Below are 19,756 nucleotides of genomic sequence, written 5' to 3' on the forward strand. Positions count from 1 at the left end.
CTTCACCGCACCACCGGGCCGCCCAGGGATCCGCCGAGCTGATCGCTCACCCCCCGGCGCAGCGCAGGCAGATCGAGGCGGCGCACGTACGACGGCCGCACCACCAGCCGCAGTTCCCGGCTGACGACGCCGAGCCGGGTCTGCTCCGCGAACGACCGGCACACCAGCAGAGCCAGCTCCTGGGGGTCGGCGTCGTCGATCCGGGCCAGCCCGGCGCCGACCAGCGCCATCGCCACGGGTTTGCGCTGCCCGTGGAGGAAGATCTGGTCCCAGAGCCGGTCCAGACTGGCCGAGAGCCTTTCCAGGGACGAGCGGCAGATCAGGTCGTTGCCCATGCTGCTGTAGGCCACGGCGAAGACCCGCCGCTTGGGCAGGTCGAGCACCGCCACGGTGCCGAGCGGGTAGCGCCGCAGCTTACCGCGCGGCTTGTCGCGGCGGCTCTCGACGGCGGTCGGCGTCGACCGGGCCAGCGCGGCCTTGAGCGCCCGGTCCAGCCGGGCCTGGTCGCCGTCGAAGCAGCGGGTCAGCAGCTGACCCTGGACGCTGCGGCTGTCGATGATCCGGTCGTCCTTGACGCTGGTGTCGAAGGTGTCGCTGAACCCGACCACCAAATGCGCGTCCTGCTGGTCGAAGAGGTCGCCCGCGACGACGGTGACCTGGACGCTTGGTCGTACGGCGAGCACCTCCAGCACCGCCGCCGGAGGTCCCGGGCGCGTCGCGAGGCCGCGCAGCCTGGGATCGTCGGGGTCCTCGGCGAGCAGCTCGTACGCCAGACCGGCGGCGTCGGCCGTGCGGCCCACCTCGGCCAGCAGCTTCGCGAGGCTGTGCCGGGCGCCGTGGCGCAGCATCTCCAAGGTCCGGGCGCGGCCGAGGGCGAAGGGGAACGACGGCAGCGGTCCGCGCCAGAGGGCGAGTGCACGCTCCAGCCTGGTGATGGCGCCGTGCGCCGTCTGCGAGTGGGCGGAGCGTATGAGTTTCTCGAACTGGAAGAGGTCGATGCGGTGTTCGTCCACGGCGAGGCGGTAGCCGGTGTCGACGCCGTCGAGTGTCTCGATGAGGTCGGGTCCCAACAGGGCCCGCAGCGCGGTGATGCGCTGGTGCACCTTGGTCCGGTCCGGCGGTCCGGAGCGGTACGAAGGCTGGTGCCGCCAGATGTCGGTGTACAGGGTGTCCAGGGGGACCGCCTCGCCGTGCGCGAGCGCGAGCCGCAACAGCATTCCGGCGTTGAGCCGGGTGAGAGGCAGCGACCGCCCGTCCACCTCCACCCGCGCGGGCCCCAGAAACCTAATGACCGGTTCGTCCACATGATCCTTCCACGCTTGCCGGAATCCCCCCGAAGGAACCGGGATCGGGCCAATTGAAGCGAAAATGAAGCGGTTGCGCCATCGCCGCTGAAGGACGCCTTCAGCTGTCCTGTGACGCATGGACGAAACCCCGAAACGCCGGGCCAGCAGGTCCTACGAGGCCGACCCCAAGACCAGGCAGATGCTCGAAGCCGGACTCGAACTCATCTACGGTGATCTCGACGAGGCGACCCGCAGCCGCGAGGGCATCCTGAAGTTCCGTTGGCCCTCACGGGACCGGGTGATGCGCCGCTACCGGATCCGCACCGCGGACGACACAGCGACCCGCGGGCTGTTCGCCACCCGCTGGCCGACGATGGACCTGTTCTACGCGGACATGTTCCGGATGGCGTTCGACTCGAGCGGATACGCGAGCCACGAGGACATCGCCAAGCGCCTCGCACCGGCCCTGCTCGGCGCGACCGACATGCTCGACGTGGCGACGAACGTCGCACTGGAGAACATGAAGGTCTACCTCGACTCCCCGATGTTCCGGATGAAGCTGCTGGCCACCGCGGTGGACCCGGCAGGGCCGGTCTTCGGGGCCGTGCTCGACGACTTCTACGAGGCTGCCACGGTGTGGTGGAGCGCGGCATACGCCTCGATCATGGACGCCGCCGGCCTCGTGCTGAAGTCCGATGTGACCCCACGGATGTTCGCAGCCTGGATGACCGCCCTGATCGAGGGACTGACCTATCGCTACGTGTCGAAGCCCGGCGACTTCGACGGTGAACTCCGCGCGGCGGCGGTCATGTTGGCCCGTGCCGCGATGGCACTGTTCCTCGGAGCCACCACTCCGGAGGCCCAACCGCATCGTGTGGACGGCGACTTTGCCGTCCTGCTCACCGGCCCGCGGATGGGGAACGCCCCCACCCCCGCCGGTCCGGATGCCAATGTGCATCGGCTGCGACCTTGAGTTCCGCCCCGGCCGAGAAGACCCTCGGCATGTCAACACACGATCCTGTGGGGGGATGGCATGGACGACACCACGAGCAGGTCCGTCACCGTCAAGGTGCTGCCGTCGGGGCGTAAGAGTTTCCCGGGAATCTCCTCCTTCGCCTATGAACACCCGTCGGCGAAGACCGCGCTCCTCGCCATGCAGAAGATCAAGGGATTCGACTTGCTGCTCCGCAAGATCCACGGGGCCATCGGCGAGCCGCGGATCCGGATGGAGCATCTGTCGTCGGCGGTTCGGGTCACTCCCCGGCAGTTCACCCGGCTGCACCGGATCAGGACCGAGGTCGTCGAGATCCTGGACCTGCAGGACGAACCCGAGCTCTACGTCCGGGCCATGGGCGTCCCCAACGCGATGACCATCGGCATGGACCGGCCGTTCGTGGTGATGAGCTCGGAGATCATCGACATCATGAACGACGCCGAGCTGCAGTTCGTGATCGGTCACGAGCTCGGCCACGCGTTCTCCGGCCACGCCCTCTACCAGACGATGGCCAGGATCCTCGCCACCGCCGGCTTCGCCGGCTTCCCCGTGGCCGGGCTGGCCGTCGAGGCGGTCGAGCAGGCCCTGCTCGACTGGTGCCGCAAGTCGGAACTGTCCTGCGACCGCGCGGGTCTGCTCGCCGTGCAGGACCTCGACGTGGCGCTGCGCGCGCTGATGAAGCTGGCTGCGGGCGCACACGTTGACGAGATGGACACCGCCGAGTTCCTGCGCCAGTCCGCCGAGTACGAGCTGGAGGGCGGGATCAAGAACAAGCTCATCAAGCTCCTGATGCCGTCCGGGTCCCACCCGATCCTGGTCAAGCGGGCGGCCGAACTCGACCGCTGGGTACGCCGCGAGGGGTCCTACGCCGACATCCTGCGGGGCGTCTACCCCCTGCGCGCGGACGACCGGAATCAGACGATCCGAGGCGCCGTCCGGGACAGCCGCCAGGAGCGGGCCGAGACCCGGGAGGTCAAGCGCACCGACCGGATCACCAGGCTCGGTTCCCTGCCCGGCCAGTTCGGGCGCGGTCGCAGCGCGGGCGACTGACCGTGCCCGGGCCCGGCAGGCAAGGAGCCGGCGCCAAGCTGTCCCGAGATCCACGTCGACCGGGTGGACGTCGGCCTGCTCGCCGGCCGGTTGCTGGCCTGGCTCGACGAACGGGCTGTGAAGTCCCAGCGTATCGACCGCGGCGGCGGCGTCCTCCCGCAGGTGAGGGACCGGTTCCTGCTCCGCATGGCGGGAGCCGGTGGGGCGGCCGAGGTGGCGCTGCGTGCTGACCCGTTGAGGGTGTCCGTCGCCATCGGCGTCGGTACCTGGAAGGGGAAGGCCGCCCCGGCCTGGTTGCGCATGAGCGCGAGCAGGGGCGAGACGGTCTCCGTGGGCCCGCTTCCTCTCACCCGCGGCAGCGAGGTGGCCACGAAATGCACCGCGGACTTGTCCCATCCCGTGTGCTGCACGACCAGGGCCCGGCGCCGCTCGGCGACCAGCGCCTCGATCGCCGGCCAGTGGTCCTCGCGCAGCCGGGCCGCAGCCCGTGGGATCCCCGACGAGCCGGGCGAGGACGGCGTCCGCCTGCGCCCGGACGTCCGCGTTGCTCGTGTGTTCCATGCGTTCCATGCAACAGGACGGGACCGACAAGCGGGCGGGCCTCGGGCACGGGGTGTGGACAACCCCGACGGCCTTGTCGTGCCCCTGACTTGACTTGTCCACAGGCGCAACCGGAATCCCGAGATCCGCGAGATCGTCGGCGCATGACGAATCACAGCGAAACCACCGGACCGTTCGAAAACAGCGACATCTCGGGCCGGAAGCCGTTCACCGACCTGTCCGCGCACGACACACAGGTCACGCTGCGCACCCCCGCCGAACTGGCCGACGCCCTGCCCTACCTCCTCGGCTACCGACCCGAGGACAGCATGGTGCTGGTGGCCCTGCACGACCGGGAAGGCCGGGGCAGGTTCGGCGGCAGGGCCCGGCTCGGCATCCCCGCGAACGAGGAGGACTGGGAGGCGGCCGCACGCCAGCTGGCCCGGGGACTGATGACCGGCAGCGAGCGACGAGGCGCCCGGCCCGAGCAGATGGTGGCCTACGTCTGCCAGGAACCCGCCCCGGGCGAGTCCGGCCGCGACGTCAAACGACGGCTCGAGCGGCTGGCCCACCTCCTGCGTACCCAGTGCGGGGACCTCGACGTGCCCGTCATCGAGGCACTGTGCATCTCCGACGGCCGATTCTGGTCCTACTGCTGCCCGGGCGAGGGGTGCTGCCCCGTGGACGGCTCCCCGATGGGCCTTCCCGGCACGTCCGTGGTCGCCGCCGCGGCCACCTACGCCGGCATCCAGGTGCGCGGCACCCTCCGGGAGTTGCGCGCCAGGCTGCAGCCCTGGGAGACGACTGCGGCCCTGGAGCAGGAGATCGCCCTCGACGCGGCCGGGATGGCCTTGGTGCCCCGCATTCTCGACGAGGGGTCCCGCGCGGAAGTGGCGGAGGAGACCCTGGGCCTCGCCGAGCAGCTCATCCACCGCTTCGCCGCCGCGGCACCCGTGTCCGGCACGCATCCGGCCGACCTGCGCGACGACGGCCTCCTGGCACACGACGAGGCGGCGACGCTGATCCTGGGACTCCAGGACCGCACGACCCGCGACCGGGCGGCCGTCTGGATGGAGGACGACGAGGCGGCTCCCGCTCTGCGGCTCTGGCGCGCCCTGGCCCGCCGCTGCGTCGGGCCCTACGGCGAGCACGCCGCGGCCCCGCTGACCCTGGCCGGCTGGGTGGCCTGGTCCATGGGCGACGAGTTGGAGGCCCGTGAGGCACTGGCCATGGCACTGGGCGCGGATCCCGACTATCTGTTCGCCCGGCTGCTTCACCAGGCCTGCAACGACGGCATCGACCCCGAAGCGATCCGCCGCTGCCTGCGCGCGGGGCGTGCACGGACGGACGGCACCGCACAGCCGCATCCGGAGGGGAAGGCGGTTCGGGCCGCGCTCCCGGCGACCGAAGACGCGACGCCCGGCGCGAGCGCGGGTGCGGACGGCAAGGGCCCCGAGGAGGTCCCGGCCGCGGGCACGCGCCGACGGCGTCGTGTGCGATCCGCCGACGGCGATGGTGCCTCCGGCGCGGCTCGCTCAACCGGCGGCCGGCGGAGGCCGGCCGGCTCCCACCCGGGCTCCTCGGCAGCCGTGCACGCGCGCCCCGGCAGCCGTGGCCAGGGCGGCACGCGCAGGCGGGCGGCGGAACCGGACGGCCCCACGACCAGCGCGGCCCCGTCGGGAAGCGACCGCCGCAAGGTCGAGGAGGAAGGGTGAGCCTCGTACGGGGGCGCGCGGGCGCATCCCTGGTACAGCGGGTCCGCGGGAGGAAGACGCGCAACCCGCCAACGGAATCCGCGGGATCCGGCGCACGTCCCCGGAGGCCGCCGCGGAACCGCTCTCGAGCGAGCCGGTGCGGCTGTCATGACGGCGGCGGTCTTGTCGCCCGCTCGGCCGGCAGAGCCCACCGGGCACGCTCGACCGCTCCGGCCGTATGCGAGGGTCCGTCGCGCGTCCGTCGGTGGCAGCGGTTCACCACGGGCTGTACGGCACCGCCGCCCTCGCACGCCGCCACTGGGCCGGCTTCCCCGAGGCGAGCCGTGACCCGGACGACTCTCCCTCCGTTCACCTGAGTGGCGGAACGCCCGGACGGGGCCTGCCGCCGTACGACCCTTGTTCTCCGGGGCGTCCCTCCGGTCGCCCAGCGCGGCACAGGCGCACCGAGCGCAGAGGAAGCCATCCCATGCACCAGCAGCCGACTCCGCCCTCCATCGCCGACGACGAACGTCCGCCCTGGGACAGGCACGACTGGTTCCGGCCGGACGGTGCCGCCACGGCACGGCGGACGGTCGGTGCTCCGGCCTCGTCCAAGCACCCGGGGCCGAACGCCTCGGCAGGTCATGCAAGGCCGCCGGCGCCGGGCCGCGGCAGCCGGCCCGCCGCAGCCCCGCCGGTGCGTGCACCGCGGGGCAGCCGCCCGGCGCCCGAGCTGCCGCCGACGCACGCGGCCTTGATCTGTGTCGCCCTGCCCGGCCTCGCCATCTCCGGTGACGGGCAGCTGGCCGGACGGGGACTGGAAGGGTTCTACCGAGGCGGCAGGCGCCTGCTCGCGCGTTGTCAGGTCCGCGTGGCCGGCCGCGAACCGTTGGCCGTACAGGCGAGGATGGCCGGTGCCGACAGCGCCCGTTTCGTGGGGACACTGCGCGTTTCGCCGTCGGCGGGTCCCGATCCGGATGTCCTGGTCGAGCGGATCCGTCGTGCCGACGGAACCGAACGGATCACGTTGCGCAACGCCGCCACGCGACCGCTGAAGCTTCCCCTCGAGATCGCCCTGGGTACGGATCTAGCCGAACTCGGCACCATCGCCTCCGGCAGGGCGGAGCCCGAACTCCGGGCCACCGTCCGCGACTCGGGCCTGCGCTGGGCCACCGCTGGTGCCGCCGTCTCCGTCACCGCCGACCCGCCGCCCTCCGACGCCCTCGCGTCGGCCGGCCTGTTGCGCTGGGAACTGGAAGTGCCTCCGGGCGGCACGGCGGCAGTGGAGCTCCGGGTGCGGCTCGACGGCGCGGGTCCGCTGCGCGCGGCGGGCCATGTCACGACCAGTCCGTTCGCTCCCGCCAGGGCGACAGGAGATGATCACCGAGTGGCTCCGCTGCTGCACGCGGCGGTGGCCGACCTCCAGGGCCTGCTCCTGCGCGACACCGGCCACCCTGCCGACACCCACCTCGCGGCGGGTGCTCCCTGGCGCTGCGGAATGGCCCCTGCCGAGGCCCTGGCGGCGGCCCGCATGGCGCTGCCGCTCGGTACCCGGCTCGCCGCCGGCACCCTGCGCACCCTGGCCCGCACCCAGCTCCCGGACCGGAGTCCACGGCCCGGCATGATCCCCGGGCCACGACGCGACGCCGGCCCGTTCCTCCCACCGGGATGCACAGGCACGGAGGCCACCCTGCTCTTCCCCGTCCTGCTCGCCGAGGCCCGCCGCTGGGGACTGCCCGAGCAGGAGACGAGGGAGCTGCTGCCCGCGGCGGAACGCTGTCTCGCCTGGCTGCGGGCCACCGCCGGCGACGGCCCCTACGTTCACGACCCCCAGCCCGCAGGTCCGGCGCGTTGCGAGACGCAGGCGTACGCGTACCGGGCGGCCCTGCTCGGCGCGGATCTCCTGGACGCGTACGACCGGCCCGGCGCCGTCGGGTTGCGCCAGTGGGCCCAGGCCCTGCAGACCGCCTTCCGGGCCGACTTCTGGGTCGCGGACCGCGGCGGCGGACGTCCGGCCGCAGCCCTGGCACCGGACGGCCGCCCCGTGCCGCACCTCTGCTCCACCACCGTCCACCTCCTCGACACCGGCCTGCTCGGTTCCGGCCGGCTCGCCCCGGGCCTGCTCGACCCCGTACAGACCGGACACCTCGCGCGGCTGCTCGGCACCCCCGCCATGGACGCGGGCTGGGGGCTGCGCGGTCTCGGTGCCAAGGAGACGGGACACAACCCGTTCGGCCACCGGACCGGAGCCGTCCGGGTGCACGACACCGCCCTCGCCATCGCAGGACTGGCCGCCGCCGGCTACGAGAAGGAAGCCGGCGGCCTGCTGAGAGGCCTGCTGGACGCGGCAGAGCACTTCGGCCACCGGCTGCCGGAGATGTTCGCCGGTGAGCAGCGCACCACCGGGAGCGCTCCCCTTCCGCACCCCGCGGCCTGCCGGCCGGCGGCCACCGCGTCGGCCTCTGTGATCATGATGCTCACCTCGCTCGCGGGTATCCGCCCCGACACCCCCGCCCGCACGGTCACCCTGTGTCCCCTGCGGAGCGCGCCGCTCGGCGAACTCGGCCTGACCGGGCTGAGGGTCGCCGGTGCGCCGTTCGCCGTGCGGGTCAGCCGGCTGGGGCTCGCCATGGTCGAGGAGGCGGCGGAGGGCCTGCAACTGGGAGTGTGACCTCGTATGACGGCGCTGGGCCCAAGAACGGGCGCCGGTACCGCGCCCCGTACCGGAACGAAGCGGAACCACCATCGATGCGCCCGGCGAAGGGAGTGTTTATCGTCAGGAAGACGACTATGATCGCCGCATGCCCTACGACCCGTCAGCCTTTCCGCCCTTCGCCGTCACCGTGGACCTGGTCGTGCTGACCGTGCGCCGTCATGCCCTGTGCGCGCTGGCGATCCGCAGGGGCGAGCCACCGTTCCAAGGGCGCTGGGCGCTGCCCGGCGGTTTCGTGCGGGACGACGAGGACCTCACCCAGGCGGCGGCGCGTGAGCTCGCGGAGGAGACCGGGCTGTGCGCACACGACCCCGAGGCTCCGGCCCAGGACAACGGGGCCCACCTCGAACAGCTCGCCACCTATGGCGACCCCAAGCGGGACCCGCGCATGCGTGTGGTGAGCGTCGCGCACCTCGCGCTCGCGCCCGACCTGCCCGCCCCGCGCGCGGGAGGCGACGCCAGCAACGCACGCTGGGCACCGGTCGAGGAACTGCTCCAGCAGGGCGGTTACGGGCGCGACGGCGAGCCTGTGGCACCGCTGGCCTTCGACCACGCCCGGATTCTCGCCGACGGGGTGGAGCGGGCCCGGTCCAAGATCGAGTACTCGTCACTGGCCACCGCGTTCTGCCCGAGCGAGTTCACCGTCGGCGAGCTGCGCAGGGTGTACGAGGCGGTGTGGGGGGTGGCGCTCGATCCGCGCAACTTCCATCGCAAGGTCACCGGGACCCCCGGGTTCCTCGTCCCCACCGGAGGCACGACCACGCGCCAGGGCGGCCGGCCGGCGCAGCTCTTCCGGGCCGGTGGCGCCACCCTGCTCAATCCGCCGATGCTGCGCCCCGAGGTCTGAGGCGTACAAGCTGCCGGGCCGAGTGCACATGGCCCAGCCGGGCTCCGTCGAACGGCGGACGTGAACCGGTTCGGCCCACATTGCATGCGACAGCAGATCGGGTTATACCGGGAAAACCGGACATGGCGCGCTATCTTGCTGCAGGTGATCCATGCCTTCGGACTGACCAGCAATCCCCGCAAGGCGCAACCGCCAGCCGTCGACGACGTCTCCTTCGAAGCCTGCGCGGGAGATGTCACCGTGCTCCTCGGAGGCGCCGGCGCGGGCAAGACGACGGCGCTCAGACTGATGCTCGAGCTTCAACAGGGGCGCGGCATCACCTACTTCAGAGGGCGGCCCCTGCACCGGATCGCCCATCCGGCACGGGAGGTCGGCGTGCTCCTCGGCGACGTCCCGGGGCATCCGGCCCGCTCGGTCCGTGGCCATCTGCGCATGTTGTGCGCGGCCTCGGGAGTTCCCGCGCGACGGGCCGACGAGGTCCTCGAAGCGGTCGGCCTCGTCAGCCTCCGCGAGGAGCGCCTCGGCACGCTCTCGCGCGGTATGGACCGCAGACTCGGCCTGGCCTGTGCCCTGCTGCCCGACCCGCACACGCTCGTCCTGGACGAACCCACCGACGGTCTCTCCGCCCGTGAGGCGCAGTGGGTGCACGACATGCTGCGAGCCCACGCCCGGCAGGGCGGCACCGTGCTCCTCACCTCCGCCGATCCCAAGGAAGCCGCGCGCACGGCCGACCGGGTCGTCACCCTCGACGGCGGCAGACTCGTGGCCGACCAGGACGCGCGGGAGTTCGGCCGTACCCGGCTGCGTCCGCGTGTGGCCGTCCGCAGTCCGCACGCGGCGCGACTCGCGGCTCTGCTCGCCAAGGAGGCCCGTACCGGCCGCCGCTCCGTCGAAGTCGTGCACGAGGGCGGCAACCGCCTCTCGGTGTACGGCTCCACGACCGCCGACATCGGCGAGGCGGCGTTCCGCCACGGCATCCTCATCCACCAACTCGCCGGCGAAGTGGGCGACATGGGGCCGGGTGCCGGTGCCCGGCGCGACGCCCTGGCGTCGGGGGAGCCGGGCGGGACGGCGAAGGAATCGGCGGTGGAGCGCGACCGGACTGCCACGCCGGGCTCGTCACCGGCGGAGCCCGAGCCGGCCGTGCCGGGCTTGCCGACGGGGGAGTCGGCTTCCTCGGGTGCCGGCATGGAGCCGGGTGGCGGTGCGGGACTCGGTGTCGTCCTGTCGGGGGAAGCGGACGCGGAGGTGGCGAAGAAGCCGGCGGTGGCGCGGGACCAGGCTGCCGTGCCGGGCTTTTCGCCGGTGGAACCCGAGCCGATCATGAGCGGCTTGCCGATGGGGGAGTCCGAGACGGCCGTGTGCGACTTGCCGACCGTGAAGCCGGGCGCCTCAGGGGTGGGTGTATCGGCGTCGGCGTCGAACACCTCGGCGCCCGGCCTGTCGGCGACGGGGCCAGGTGGGTCGACGCTCGGCTCCGTCGCGCCGGAGCAGGCCACTGCGGTGTCCGGCCTCGCGTCAGCGGAGCCGGGCGTCACGGCGCCGGGTGCCTCCGCGAGAGAGCGCGACACCATGCCGTTCGGGTTCTCGGTGGACAACCGTGAGAACCCCACAGCGGACACGGCGCTGCCGCGGACTGTGCCCAGCTGCTCCCCCGGCGAGGAACCCTCGGCGGCGGAAGAACTGCCGTCGGGGCAGGGGGAGCGGGTCCTCGGCGGCGAGGCTGCGTCGCCCGGGCAGGCATCCGACGGCTGCTCGGGCGAAGAGCCATCGGCGGAGGAGAGGGCGCAGGCCCTCAGCAGTGAGGCGCCGTCGCTCGGAGAGGCATCCGATTCCCGGCCGGACACCGAGCGAACCGAGACCTCTCGGCCTGCACCGGCCGGCGGCGCCTCGCCAACCGACTCCGTCACGGAAACCAGCGGCTCGGCGCCCGGCGGCGCCGAGCCGGACGGCGTGGACGCGCCAGGCGGCGTGGACGGCCCCATCGGAGACACCGCGCGCGACGAGAGCACATCCGACGGCGTCCCGTCCGGTGACGAGAACGCGCCCGACGGCGACGACGGGCTCCTCGGTCAGGGCGCGCCCGGCCGGGGCGGAGCCGGAGCCGTCCCCGCCGAAGCGCTCGCGCGGGCCGGCGGCAGCCGGACCGAGGCCGCGACCACGGCGGGCACCCGGCAGGACGCGACCTCGGCGGCCCAGGTGCCGCAGACCGGCGGCACGAACACCCCGGCCCGCGCTCTCACCGCCCTCCGCGCCCGTCTCCCCGGCGCCAGGAATCCCAGCAACCGTCAACCGCACTTCCTGCCCCCAGCCCGCCCCGACAACGGCAGCGCCCTCGACGCCCTGCCCCCGCTCCCGCCCCCCATCTGCGTCCGCCCCGCCCCCAGCCCCCTCCGTCCCCTGCGCTACGAGATCCGGCGCGCCACCGGCATCGGCGTCGGCTTCCTCACCTGCGGTGCCGTACTGGTGGTGTCCGCGCTCACCGCCGTACTGCTGGCCAGGCTCGGTCACACCCCCCAGGCGCGGCTGTTCGGCGCGTGGCCGCGGGAACTGCCACTGCCGCCCGCGGCCCTCGCGGCAGGGCTGCTCGGTGCGCTGGCCTTCGGGGACGAGTTCCGCCACCCCGCCCTCGCGGCGGACCGCGGCACCGTGCCCCGCAGGCTGGGACTGCTCACCGCGAAACTGCTCGTCTCCGGAGCCACCGCGGTGCTGCTGGCCTTCCTCACCGTCGGCTGCGACGCCGAAGCGCTCTACCTCGTCTACGGACGGGAGCTGACACAAGTTCCCGCCGACTGGCTTTCACTGAGCGCCAGTTGGTTCGGTCTGGTCCTCGGCTGCGCCTGGGCCGGTGTTCTGGCGGCCGGTGTGTTCCGGTCCACCACGGGCGGCCTGGCGGCCGTGCTCGCCGTGCCCGTGGTCGTCGTCCCCCTCGTGCACGAGGTGACGCGGGGGCCGGCCCCGCGCGTGGCGGCCGGATTCCCGGTACGGATGCGGGAGGTCTACCTGCTGCAGTGGCCCTTCGGAGGCGAGCGCTACCTGCTCGGGCTGGCACGCGTGCTCGCCCAACCCGTGGGAAGCGCAATGGCGTTGTCGCTGGCGGCACTGCTGTGCGCGTATCTGTTCACGACACTGCGCACCCGGTTCCGGTGACGCGCATGAGCGCACTTCCGACCCCGCCGTGTGCACAACTCCCCACGGAAAGCCCATTTCTTTCCGATAAGGCGTCAATTGCGACGGGGTGAGCGATCACCCTTTCGTGTGCTTTTCACCAAAGACCTCAAGGGAGTTGGAGGCGGCGCCGACAAAGGATCCGTGAGTACCCTTGCGCACACCATGATGACCGCCGCCCGCTCCACCGACTCCGGTCTGGCCGGCCCGGGCGATCTCGACCGCTACCCCTACGCAGAGTCCCAGGTGGGTGATCGCGTCGCGGCACCCTCCTGGGAAGGCGCCGACCCGGACCTGGGTCGCGTCGGCCGGCGTGCCGCGGGCAGCCGCGGACGAGGACTGCACGGCCAACTCGTTCAGCAGCTGGGACAGATGATCGTCTCCGGCGACCTCGGCGCCGACCGTCCGCTGGTGCCCGAGGAGATCGGCCAGCGCTTCGAGGTCTCCCGCACCGTCGTCCGCGAGTCCCTCCGAGTCCTCGAAGCCAAGGGCCTGGTCAGCGCCCGCCCGAACGTCGGCACGCGCGTGCGGCCCGTCAGTGACTGGAACCTGCTCGATCCGGACATCATCGAGTGGCGGGCCTTCGGCCCCCAGCGCGACGACCAGCGCCGTGAGCTGAGCGAGCTGCGCTGGACGATCGAGCCGCTCGCCGCCCGACTCGCCGCCGGGCACGGGCGCGAGGAGGTGCAGCAGCGCCTCTGCGACATGGTCGAGATCATGAGCCACGCCATGGCGCAGGGCGACGCGCTGACGTACTCGCGGGCCGACGGCGAGTTCCACTCCCTGCTCATCCAGATCGCCGGCAACCGCATGCTGGAGCACCTCTCCGGCATCGTCTCGGCGGCGCTGCAGGTCTCGGGCGGCCCGGTCACGTCCTGTGACCGGCCGAACGAGGCGTCCCTCGCCCAGCACGCGCGGATCGTCGACGCGCTCGGCACCGGCGACGGCACGGCGGCCGAGGCGGCCATGCGTCAACTGCTCACGGTCCACCCCGAGGTCGAGCGCGTGGTACCCGCGCCGCGGGAGCACTGACCCCGCGGCCGAGGCGGTGCGGTCGCCGGTGCGTGCGTCCTCGTGGTGCTCGTGGTGGCGCCGGGCTCGGACACCGGCCGTCGCCGGACCCTGCCGGACCCTGTGCGGTCCGGCGGGGTCCAGCGGTGCGACGGGGCCCCGAGGTCATGCACGCGACCGGGTAAGACACCGAGACTGAGCTGATCTGTCCATGTCTGTCTGCTTTTGCTCGCTTACGGGGTGTGACTCGGGCCACGCAGATTGGGCGTAACGCTCCGGGAAACAGCGCGATGACCTAAGAGGTGACAGCCGCGGAGGGAATACGGACGCCATGACAGGCGCTGTGCATCTTCCCGGCCCCCGCCCGCGCCGTCGGCCACCCCCAGGCCGGTGGTCGGCTCCTGTCCGCAGTGGACGGTGCCGGAAGCCGTTTTCCAACGTTCCGAGAGGTTGTTCGTGTCGGCCAGCACATCCCGTACGCTCCCGCCGGAGATCGCCGAGTCCGTCTCTGTCATGGCGCTCATTGAGCGGGGAAAGGCTGAGGGGCAGATCGCCGGCGACGATGTGCGTCGGGCCTTCGAAGCTGACCAGATTCCGGCCACTCAGTGGAAGAACGTACTGCGCAGCCTCAACCAGATCCTTGAGGAAGAGGGTGTGACGCTGATGGTCAGTGCCGCAGAGCCCAAGCGCACCCGCAAGAGCGTCGCAGCGAAGAGTCCGGCGAAGCGCACCGCCACCAAGACGGTCGCGGCGAAGACGGTGACGACCAGGAAGGCCACCGCCACCACGGCCGCCCCCGCGGCGCCCACCGCTCCGATCGCAGCCGATTCCGCCGAGGAAGCCGCATCCGCCAAGAAGGCCGCGGCCAAGAAGACGACCGCCAAGAAGGCGGTCGCGAAGAAGACCGTCGCCAAGAAGACGGCCGCAAAGAAGACCACGTCCAAGAAGGACGACGTCGAGATTCTCGAGGACGAGGTTCTCGAGGACACCAAGGTCGCCGACGAGCCCGAGGGCGCCGAGAACGCGGGCTTCGTCCTGTCCGACGAGGACGAGGACGACGCGCCCGCGCAGCAGGTCGCCGCGGCCGGTGCCACCGCCGACCCGGTCAAGGACTACCTGAAGCAGATCGGCAAGGTCCCCCTGCTCAACGCCGAGCAGGAGGTTGAGCTCGCCAAGCGCATCGAGGCGGGTCTGTTCGCCGAGGACAAGCTGGCCAACGCCGACAAGCTGGCGCCGAAGCTGAAGCGCGAGCTGGAGATCATCGCCGAGGACGGCCGCCGCGCCAAGAACCACCTGCTGGAGGCCAACCTCCGTCTGGTGGTCTCCCTGGCCAAGCGCTACACCGGCCGCGGCATGCTCTTCCTGGACCTCATCCAGGAGGGCAACCTCGGTCTGATCCGCGCGGTCGAGAAGTTCGACTACACCAAGGGCTACAAGTTCTCCACGTACGCCACCTGGTGGATCCGTCAGGCCATCACCCGCGCCATGGCCGACCAGGCCCGCACCATCCGTATCCCGGTGCACATGGTCGAGGTCATCAACAAGCTCGCGCGCGTGCAGCGCCAGATGCTCCAGGACCTGGGCCGCGAGCCCACCCCGGAGGAGCTGGCCAAGGAGCTCGACATGACCCCGGAGAAGGTCATCGAGGTCCAGAAGTACGGCCGCGAGCCCATCTCGTTGCACACCCCGCTGGGTGAGGACGGCGACAGCGAGTTCGGTGACCTCATCGAGGACTCCGAGGCCGTCGTCCCCGCCGACGCCGTCAGCTTCACGCTCCTGCAGGAGCAGCTGCACTCCGTTCTGGACACCCTGTCCGAGCGCGAGGCCGGCGTCGTCTCCATGCGGTTCGGTCTCACCGACGGTCAGCCGAAGACCCTCGACGAGATCGGCAAGGTGTACGGCGTGACGCGTGAGCGCATCCGCCAGATCGAGTCCAAGACCATGTCGAAGCTGCGTCACCCGTCGCGTTCGCAGGTGCTGCGCGACTACCTCGACTAGGTCGCAGTCGTACGACGGCGAAGGCCCGGCCCCCTGTGGGAGCCGGGCCTTCGGGCTGCGCACAGCCGTGTCGTGGATCACTCTGGGTGTTCCAGTACCAGCCCGGAGTGAGGAGCCTGCATGCGTCGTTCCGTTGCCCGGTCACTGATCCGGCCGCTTGCCCTGGCGGCCGCCATGACCGTGATACCCCTGGTCAACGCGACACCCGTGGCCGCCGACAGTGTCGTCGTCGGGGGCTTTTCGATAGACGTCTCCCAGGCCCCGTGGACGGTCGCGCTGTCCAGCCGTGACCGGTTCGGCGGTACCCGGGCAGGCCAGTTCTGCGGCGGCGTGGCGATCGCCCGGACGACGGTGCTCACCGCGGCGCACTGCATGGGTGATGACGTCCTCGGGGCCCCGCCGAACCGCGTGCGCGACCTGAGGGTCATCGCGGGCCGCACCGATCTGCTGTCGGACGGGGGCCAGGAGATCGCCGTACGCGACGTCCGGATCAACCCGGGATACGACAGCGAGACCCACGCCGGCGACTTCGCCGTACTCACCCTCGCCAAGGAACTGCCGCAGAGCGCGGTCGTCGCCATGGCGGGCGCGGGTGACCCGGTCTACGCGCCGGGCACCCAGGCCCTGGTCTCCGGATGGGGGGACATCACCGGGGCGGGCGCCTACCCGCACACGCTGCACGCCGCACGTGTGCAGGTGCTGGCCGACGACCTCTGCACCCGTGCCTACCCGGGCGGCCCGGACGGCACCTACCGCGCCGAGAGCATGCTCTGCGCCGGAGAACCCGCCGGTGGCCCGGACGCCTGTCAGGGCGACAGCGGTGGCCCGCTGGTGGCCGCAGGGCGGCTGGTCGGGCTGGTGTCCTGGGGGAGTGGCTGCGGAAGGCCCGGCAAGCCCGGCGTCTACACGCGCGTATCCGAGGTAGTACGGGGCCTGGAGGCGGGCTCAGGGAGCCAGAAACGTCCCCACGGGCGCGCCTGAGGCGTGCGCACGGGGCATGAGCGCGGGCGGTCGCTCCTCGAGAGGAGCGGCCGCCCGTTCACCGGCCTGGTGCCGGGGCTGGCTCGTCGTGTGTGCGAGATTCAGCGCTCTTCTTCGGAAGTGGTACCCGGAACGGACGTCAGCCGCTCCGTCTCGTCCTGTATCTCAGCGGCGATCTTCTTGAGTTCCGGCTCGAACTTGCGACCGTGGTGGGCGCAGAAGAGCAGTTCTCCGCCGCTGAGCAGGACGACGCGCAGGTATGCCTGGGCGCCGCAGCGGTCGCAGCGATCGGCGGCCGTCAACGGGCTCGCGGGGGTCAGAACAGTAGTCACGTCGCCTCTTCTCTAGCTCGACGAGCTGTCGTACCAGGGTCAACATCCAACCAGCCCGAAAACGTTCCCGCTCGTGGCTTTTCCTGGAAAAAATCTTCCGGGGCGGTTGGCTGCTGCCGGTTGGCGGCGAATGTGCCGTAGTGCGTCTCTTGGGTGCTTACGGTTTCGCGCTGTGGTGGTCTCGGTCCTCCCGGCTGGGTTGCCGGTTGTTCATGAGGACGTGCCCGGAGCCTAAATGGTTCATGCCTCCAAGGGAACGTGATGTGTACTTCACTCCATCGAGGGATCGAACGTGTATGCGAGTGTGGACTAGTCTGAGTTCTCGACGAGGGTGGCGTTACACCGGCTCTACCAGGCCTCGGTACCCTCTGAGCGGCGACCGAAGCCGCCCCCTTACCCAATAGGGGGCCCATTGAAATTCAGCGAGGAGCGAACCGCGTGACCGCCGATACGTCCGTGCCGTCCACAGCGCTGCTGGCAGGAGCAGACCGGGACGGTTCCAACTACACCGCGCGGCACCTGCTCGTCCTCGAGGGCCTCGAGGCCGTGCGCAAGCGCCCGGGCATGTACATCGGCTCGACCGACAGCCGCGGTCTGATGCACTGCCTGTGGGAGATCATCGACAACTCCGTGGACGAGGCCCTCGCGGGCGTCTGCGACCGCATCGAGGTGGTCCTGCACGACGACGGCTCCGTGGAGGTGCGCGACAACGGCCGCGGCATCCCCGTGGACGTCGAGCCCCGGACCGGCCTGTCCGGCGTCGAGGTCGTCATGACCAAGCTGCATGCCGGCGGCAAGTTCGGCGGCGGCTCGTACGCCGCCTCCGGCGGTCTGCACGGTGTCGGCGCCTCCGTGGTCAACGCCCTCTCCGCCCGCCTCGACGTCGAGGTGGACCGTGGTGGCCACACGCATGCCATCAGCTTCCGGCGCGGCACGCCGGGCGCCTTCGCGGCCGACGGCGCCGACGCGAAGTTCGAGGCCAAGAGCGGCCTGCGCAAGACCAAGAAGATCCCCAAGACCCGCACCGGCACGCGCGTGCGCTACTGGGCCGACCGGCAGATCTTCCTCAAGGACGCCAAGCTCTCCCTGGAGACCCTGCACCAGCGCGCCCGCCAGACCGCCTTCCTGGTGCCGGGCCTGACCATCGTCGTCCGCGACGAGTTCGGCCTCGGCGAGGGCGGCAGCAAGGGCGAGGAGTCCTTCCGCTTCGACGGCGGCATCAGCGAGTTCTGCGAGTACCTGGCGGGCGACAGGCCGGTCTGCGACGTGCTGCGCTTCTCGGGCCAGGGGACCTTCAAGGAGACCGTCCCGGTCCTGGACGAGCACGGTCAGATGACCCCCACCGAGGTCACCCGCGAGCTGGGCGTCGACGTCGCGCTGCGCTGGGGCACGGGCTACGACACCACCGTCCGCTCCTTCGTCAACATCATCGCCACACCCAAGGGCGGCACCCATGTCGCCGGCTTCGAGCAGGCCCTCACCCAGACGATGAACGACGTGCTGCGGGCCAAGAAGATGCTGCGGGTGGCCGAGGACAACATCGTCAAGGACGATGCCCTGGAGGGCCTCACCGCCGTCGTCACCGTGCGCCTGGCCGAGCCGCAGTTCGAAGGCCAGACCAAGGAGGTCCTCGGCACGTCGGCGGCCCGCCGCATCGTGAACAACGTGGTCACCAAGGAGCTGAAGGCGTTCCTGACCGCCACCAAGCGGGACGCCGCCGCCCAGGCCCGGGTCGTCATGGAAAAGGTGGTGGCCGCCGCTCGTACACGTGTCGCGGCCCGCCAGCACAAGGACGCCCAGCGGCGCAAGACCGCTCTGGAGTCCTCGTCCCTGCCGGCGAAGCTCGCCGACTGCCGCAGCGACGACGTCGACCGCAGCGAGCTGTTCATCGTCGAGGGCGACTCCGCGCTGGGTACGGCCAAGCTGGCGCGGAACTCCGAGTTCCAGGCCCTGCTGCCGATCCGCGGCAAGATCCTCAACGTCCAGCGGTCATCGGTGACCGACATGCTCAAGAACGCCGAGTGCGGCGCGATCATCCAGGTCATAGGAGCGGGCTCGGGCCGTACCTTCGACATCGACCAGGCCCGCTACGGCAAGATCATCATGATGACCGACGCCGACGTGGACGGCTCCCACATCCGCTGCCTGCTGCTCACGCTGTTCCAGCGCTACATGCGGCCGATGGTCGAGGCCGGCCGGGTCTTCGCCGCGGTGCCGCCGCTGCACCGCATCGAGATCGTCCAGCCGAAGAAGGGCCAGGACAAGTACGTCTACACGTACTCGGACCGCGAGCTGCGCGACAAGCTGATGGAGTTCCAGAGCAAGGGCGTCCGGTACAAGGACTCCATCCAGCGCTACAAGGGTCTGGGCGAGATGGACGCCGACCAGCTGGCCGAGACCACGATGGACCCCCGTCACCGGACCCTGCGGCGGATCAACCTCTCCGACCTGGAGGCCGCAGAACAGGTCTTCGACCTGCTGATGGGCAACGACGTGGCACCGCGCAAGGAGTTCATCTCGAGCTCGGCGGCGACGCTGGACCGGTCGCGCATCGACGCGTAGCCGCTGCGTCGGGCTTTGGCGGACGGGGCTTCGGTCACCCGGGTTCGGTCGACTTGCCTCGGCCGCCCGGGCTTCGGCCGACGGGAGCCCCGCTTTCGTTGGGCGGGCTGAAAAGGGCTTGCCTGAGGCGTGCGGCGCGAGCGCGGGTGACCGGAGCGCGACCGACGGGGCGTGTGGGCCGACGGAGGGTGACAGTTGGCCGTTTTTCGCCGGTCGGGTGGTCGTGCTCAGGGGGCGTTCGGGTTCGGGCCGGGTGTGGACGGTCGTGGCCGAGGTCTTTCGGGTCGTACGTCGGCTTACCCATCTTTGGTCGTACGCCGGCTCACCCATTCCGAGCCCACCTCGCCCCTCCTGCCACGGTCGGTCGGGCGTCCGCGTCGTCGTCGGCACGGGGCAGCCGGAGGTCCGCGCTGTCGGTACCGGTTGGCCGGAGGTCCTCTGACGCGGGTACCGGTTGGCCGGAGGTCCCCTGACGCGGGTACCGGTTGCCCGGGAGACCGTGCTGTCGGCACCGGTTGGCTGCGAGATCACGTCACCGCACTGGCTCGCCTGGAATCCGCGGCGTCGGCGCCGGTCGGGC

The 19,756-nt window shown here is 71.4% G+C and carries 12 protein-coding genes and 1 pseudogene; 10 read left to right on the forward strand and 3 right to left on the reverse strand.

From position 1 onward, the window contains the following. Nucleotides 1-2 precede the first annotated feature (2 nt). Nucleotides 3-1,265, reverse strand: coding sequence for a macro domain-containing protein (locus ACWC94_RS21640; protein WP_450798450.1), 1,263 nt, complete (start codon nt 1,263-1,265; stop codon nt 3-5). A 157-nt stretch (nt 1,266-1,422) separates the two neighbouring features. Between ACWC94_RS21640 and ACWC94_RS21645 the strand changes: the two genes are divergently transcribed. Both ACWC94_RS21645 and ACWC94_RS21650 read left to right on the forward strand, forming a co-directional pair. Then, nucleotides 1,423-2,259 carry a hypothetical protein gene (locus ACWC94_RS21645; RefSeq protein ID WP_450798452.1) on the forward strand — a complete coding sequence of 279 codons (837 nt, stop codon included), beginning with the start codon at nt 1,423-1,425 and terminating at the stop codon, nt 2,257-2,259. A gap of 60 nt (nt 2,260-2,319) precedes the next feature. Continuing rightward, nucleotides 2,320-3,330, forward strand: a complete 1,011-nt coding sequence (locus tag ACWC94_RS21650) for a M48 family metallopeptidase (RefSeq protein WP_450798454.1) — start codon at nt 2,320-2,322, stop codon at nt 3,328-3,330. A 278-nt stretch (nt 3,331-3,608) separates the two neighbouring features. On the opposite strand, the pseudogene ACWC94_RS21655 reads toward ACWC94_RS21650, so the two are convergent. After that, a pseudogene (locus tag ACWC94_RS21655) lies at nt 3,609-3,900 on the reverse strand (recombinase RecQ); the annotation flags it as partial. Between the two features lie 134 nt (nt 3,901-4,034). Between ACWC94_RS21655 and ACWC94_RS21660 the strand changes: the two are divergent. From ACWC94_RS21660 to ACWC94_RS21690, 7 genes are all read left to right on the forward strand, one after another. Further along, nucleotides 4,035-5,585: a DUF4192 family protein gene (locus tag ACWC94_RS21660; protein WP_450798455.1), complete on the forward strand. Its 1,551-nt coding sequence runs from the start codon at nt 4,035-4,037 to the stop codon at nt 5,583-5,585. A gap of 466 nt (nt 5,586-6,051) precedes the next feature. Next, the gene (locus ACWC94_RS21665; protein WP_450798456.1) at nt 6,052-8,235 is read left to right on the forward strand and encodes a glycogen debranching N-terminal domain-containing protein; all 2,184 of its coding nucleotides are present in this window, start codon (nt 6,052-6,054) and stop codon (nt 8,233-8,235) included. Nucleotides 8,236-8,365: 130 nt separating this feature from the next. After that, complete coding sequence (locus tag ACWC94_RS21670; protein WP_450798458.1) at nt 8,366-9,124, forward strand: NUDIX hydrolase; 759 nt, start codon at nt 8,366-8,368, stop codon at nt 9,122-9,124. 144 nt (nt 9,125-9,268) lie between these two features. Continuing rightward, a complete protein-coding gene (locus ACWC94_RS21675; RefSeq protein WP_450798459.1) occupies nt 9,269-12,274 on the forward strand; it encodes an ATP-binding cassette domain-containing protein in 3,006 nt (1,001 codons plus the stop codon). A 162-nt stretch (nt 12,275-12,436) separates the two neighbouring features. After that, the gene (locus ACWC94_RS21680; protein WP_450798461.1) at nt 12,437-13,324 is read left to right on the forward strand and encodes a FadR/GntR family transcriptional regulator; all 888 of its coding nucleotides are present in this window, start codon (nt 12,437-12,439) and stop codon (nt 13,322-13,324) included. 435 nt (nt 13,325-13,759) lie between these two features. Next, complete coding sequence (locus tag ACWC94_RS21685) at nt 13,760-15,301, forward strand: RNA polymerase sigma factor (protein ID WP_450798463.1); 1,542 nt, start codon at nt 13,760-13,762, stop codon at nt 15,299-15,301. A 120-nt stretch (nt 15,302-15,421) separates the two neighbouring features. Next, complete coding sequence (locus tag ACWC94_RS21690; RefSeq protein ID WP_450798465.1) at nt 15,422-16,282, forward strand: serine protease; 861 nt, start codon at nt 15,422-15,424, stop codon at nt 16,280-16,282. Between the two features lie 101 nt (nt 16,283-16,383). Here the strand turns inward: ACWC94_RS21690 and ACWC94_RS21695 are convergent, their stop codons facing one another. Further along, on the reverse strand, nt 16,384-16,614 hold the full coding sequence (locus ACWC94_RS21695) for a DUF7455 domain-containing protein (protein WP_450798467.1): 231 nt from the start codon (nt 16,612-16,614) through the stop codon (nt 16,384-16,386). A gap of 438 nt (nt 16,615-17,052) precedes the next feature. Here ACWC94_RS21695 and ACWC94_RS21700 point away from each other — a divergent pair, with 438 nt between their 5' ends. Further along, nucleotides 17,053-19,176: a DNA gyrase/topoisomerase IV subunit B gene (locus ACWC94_RS21700; RefSeq protein ID WP_450798469.1), complete on the forward strand. Its 2,124-nt coding sequence runs from the start codon at nt 17,053-17,055 to the stop codon at nt 19,174-19,176. Nucleotides 19,177-19,756 lie beyond the last annotated feature (580 nt).

This window comes from Streptomyces sp. NPDC001135 (assembly GCF_053598395.1).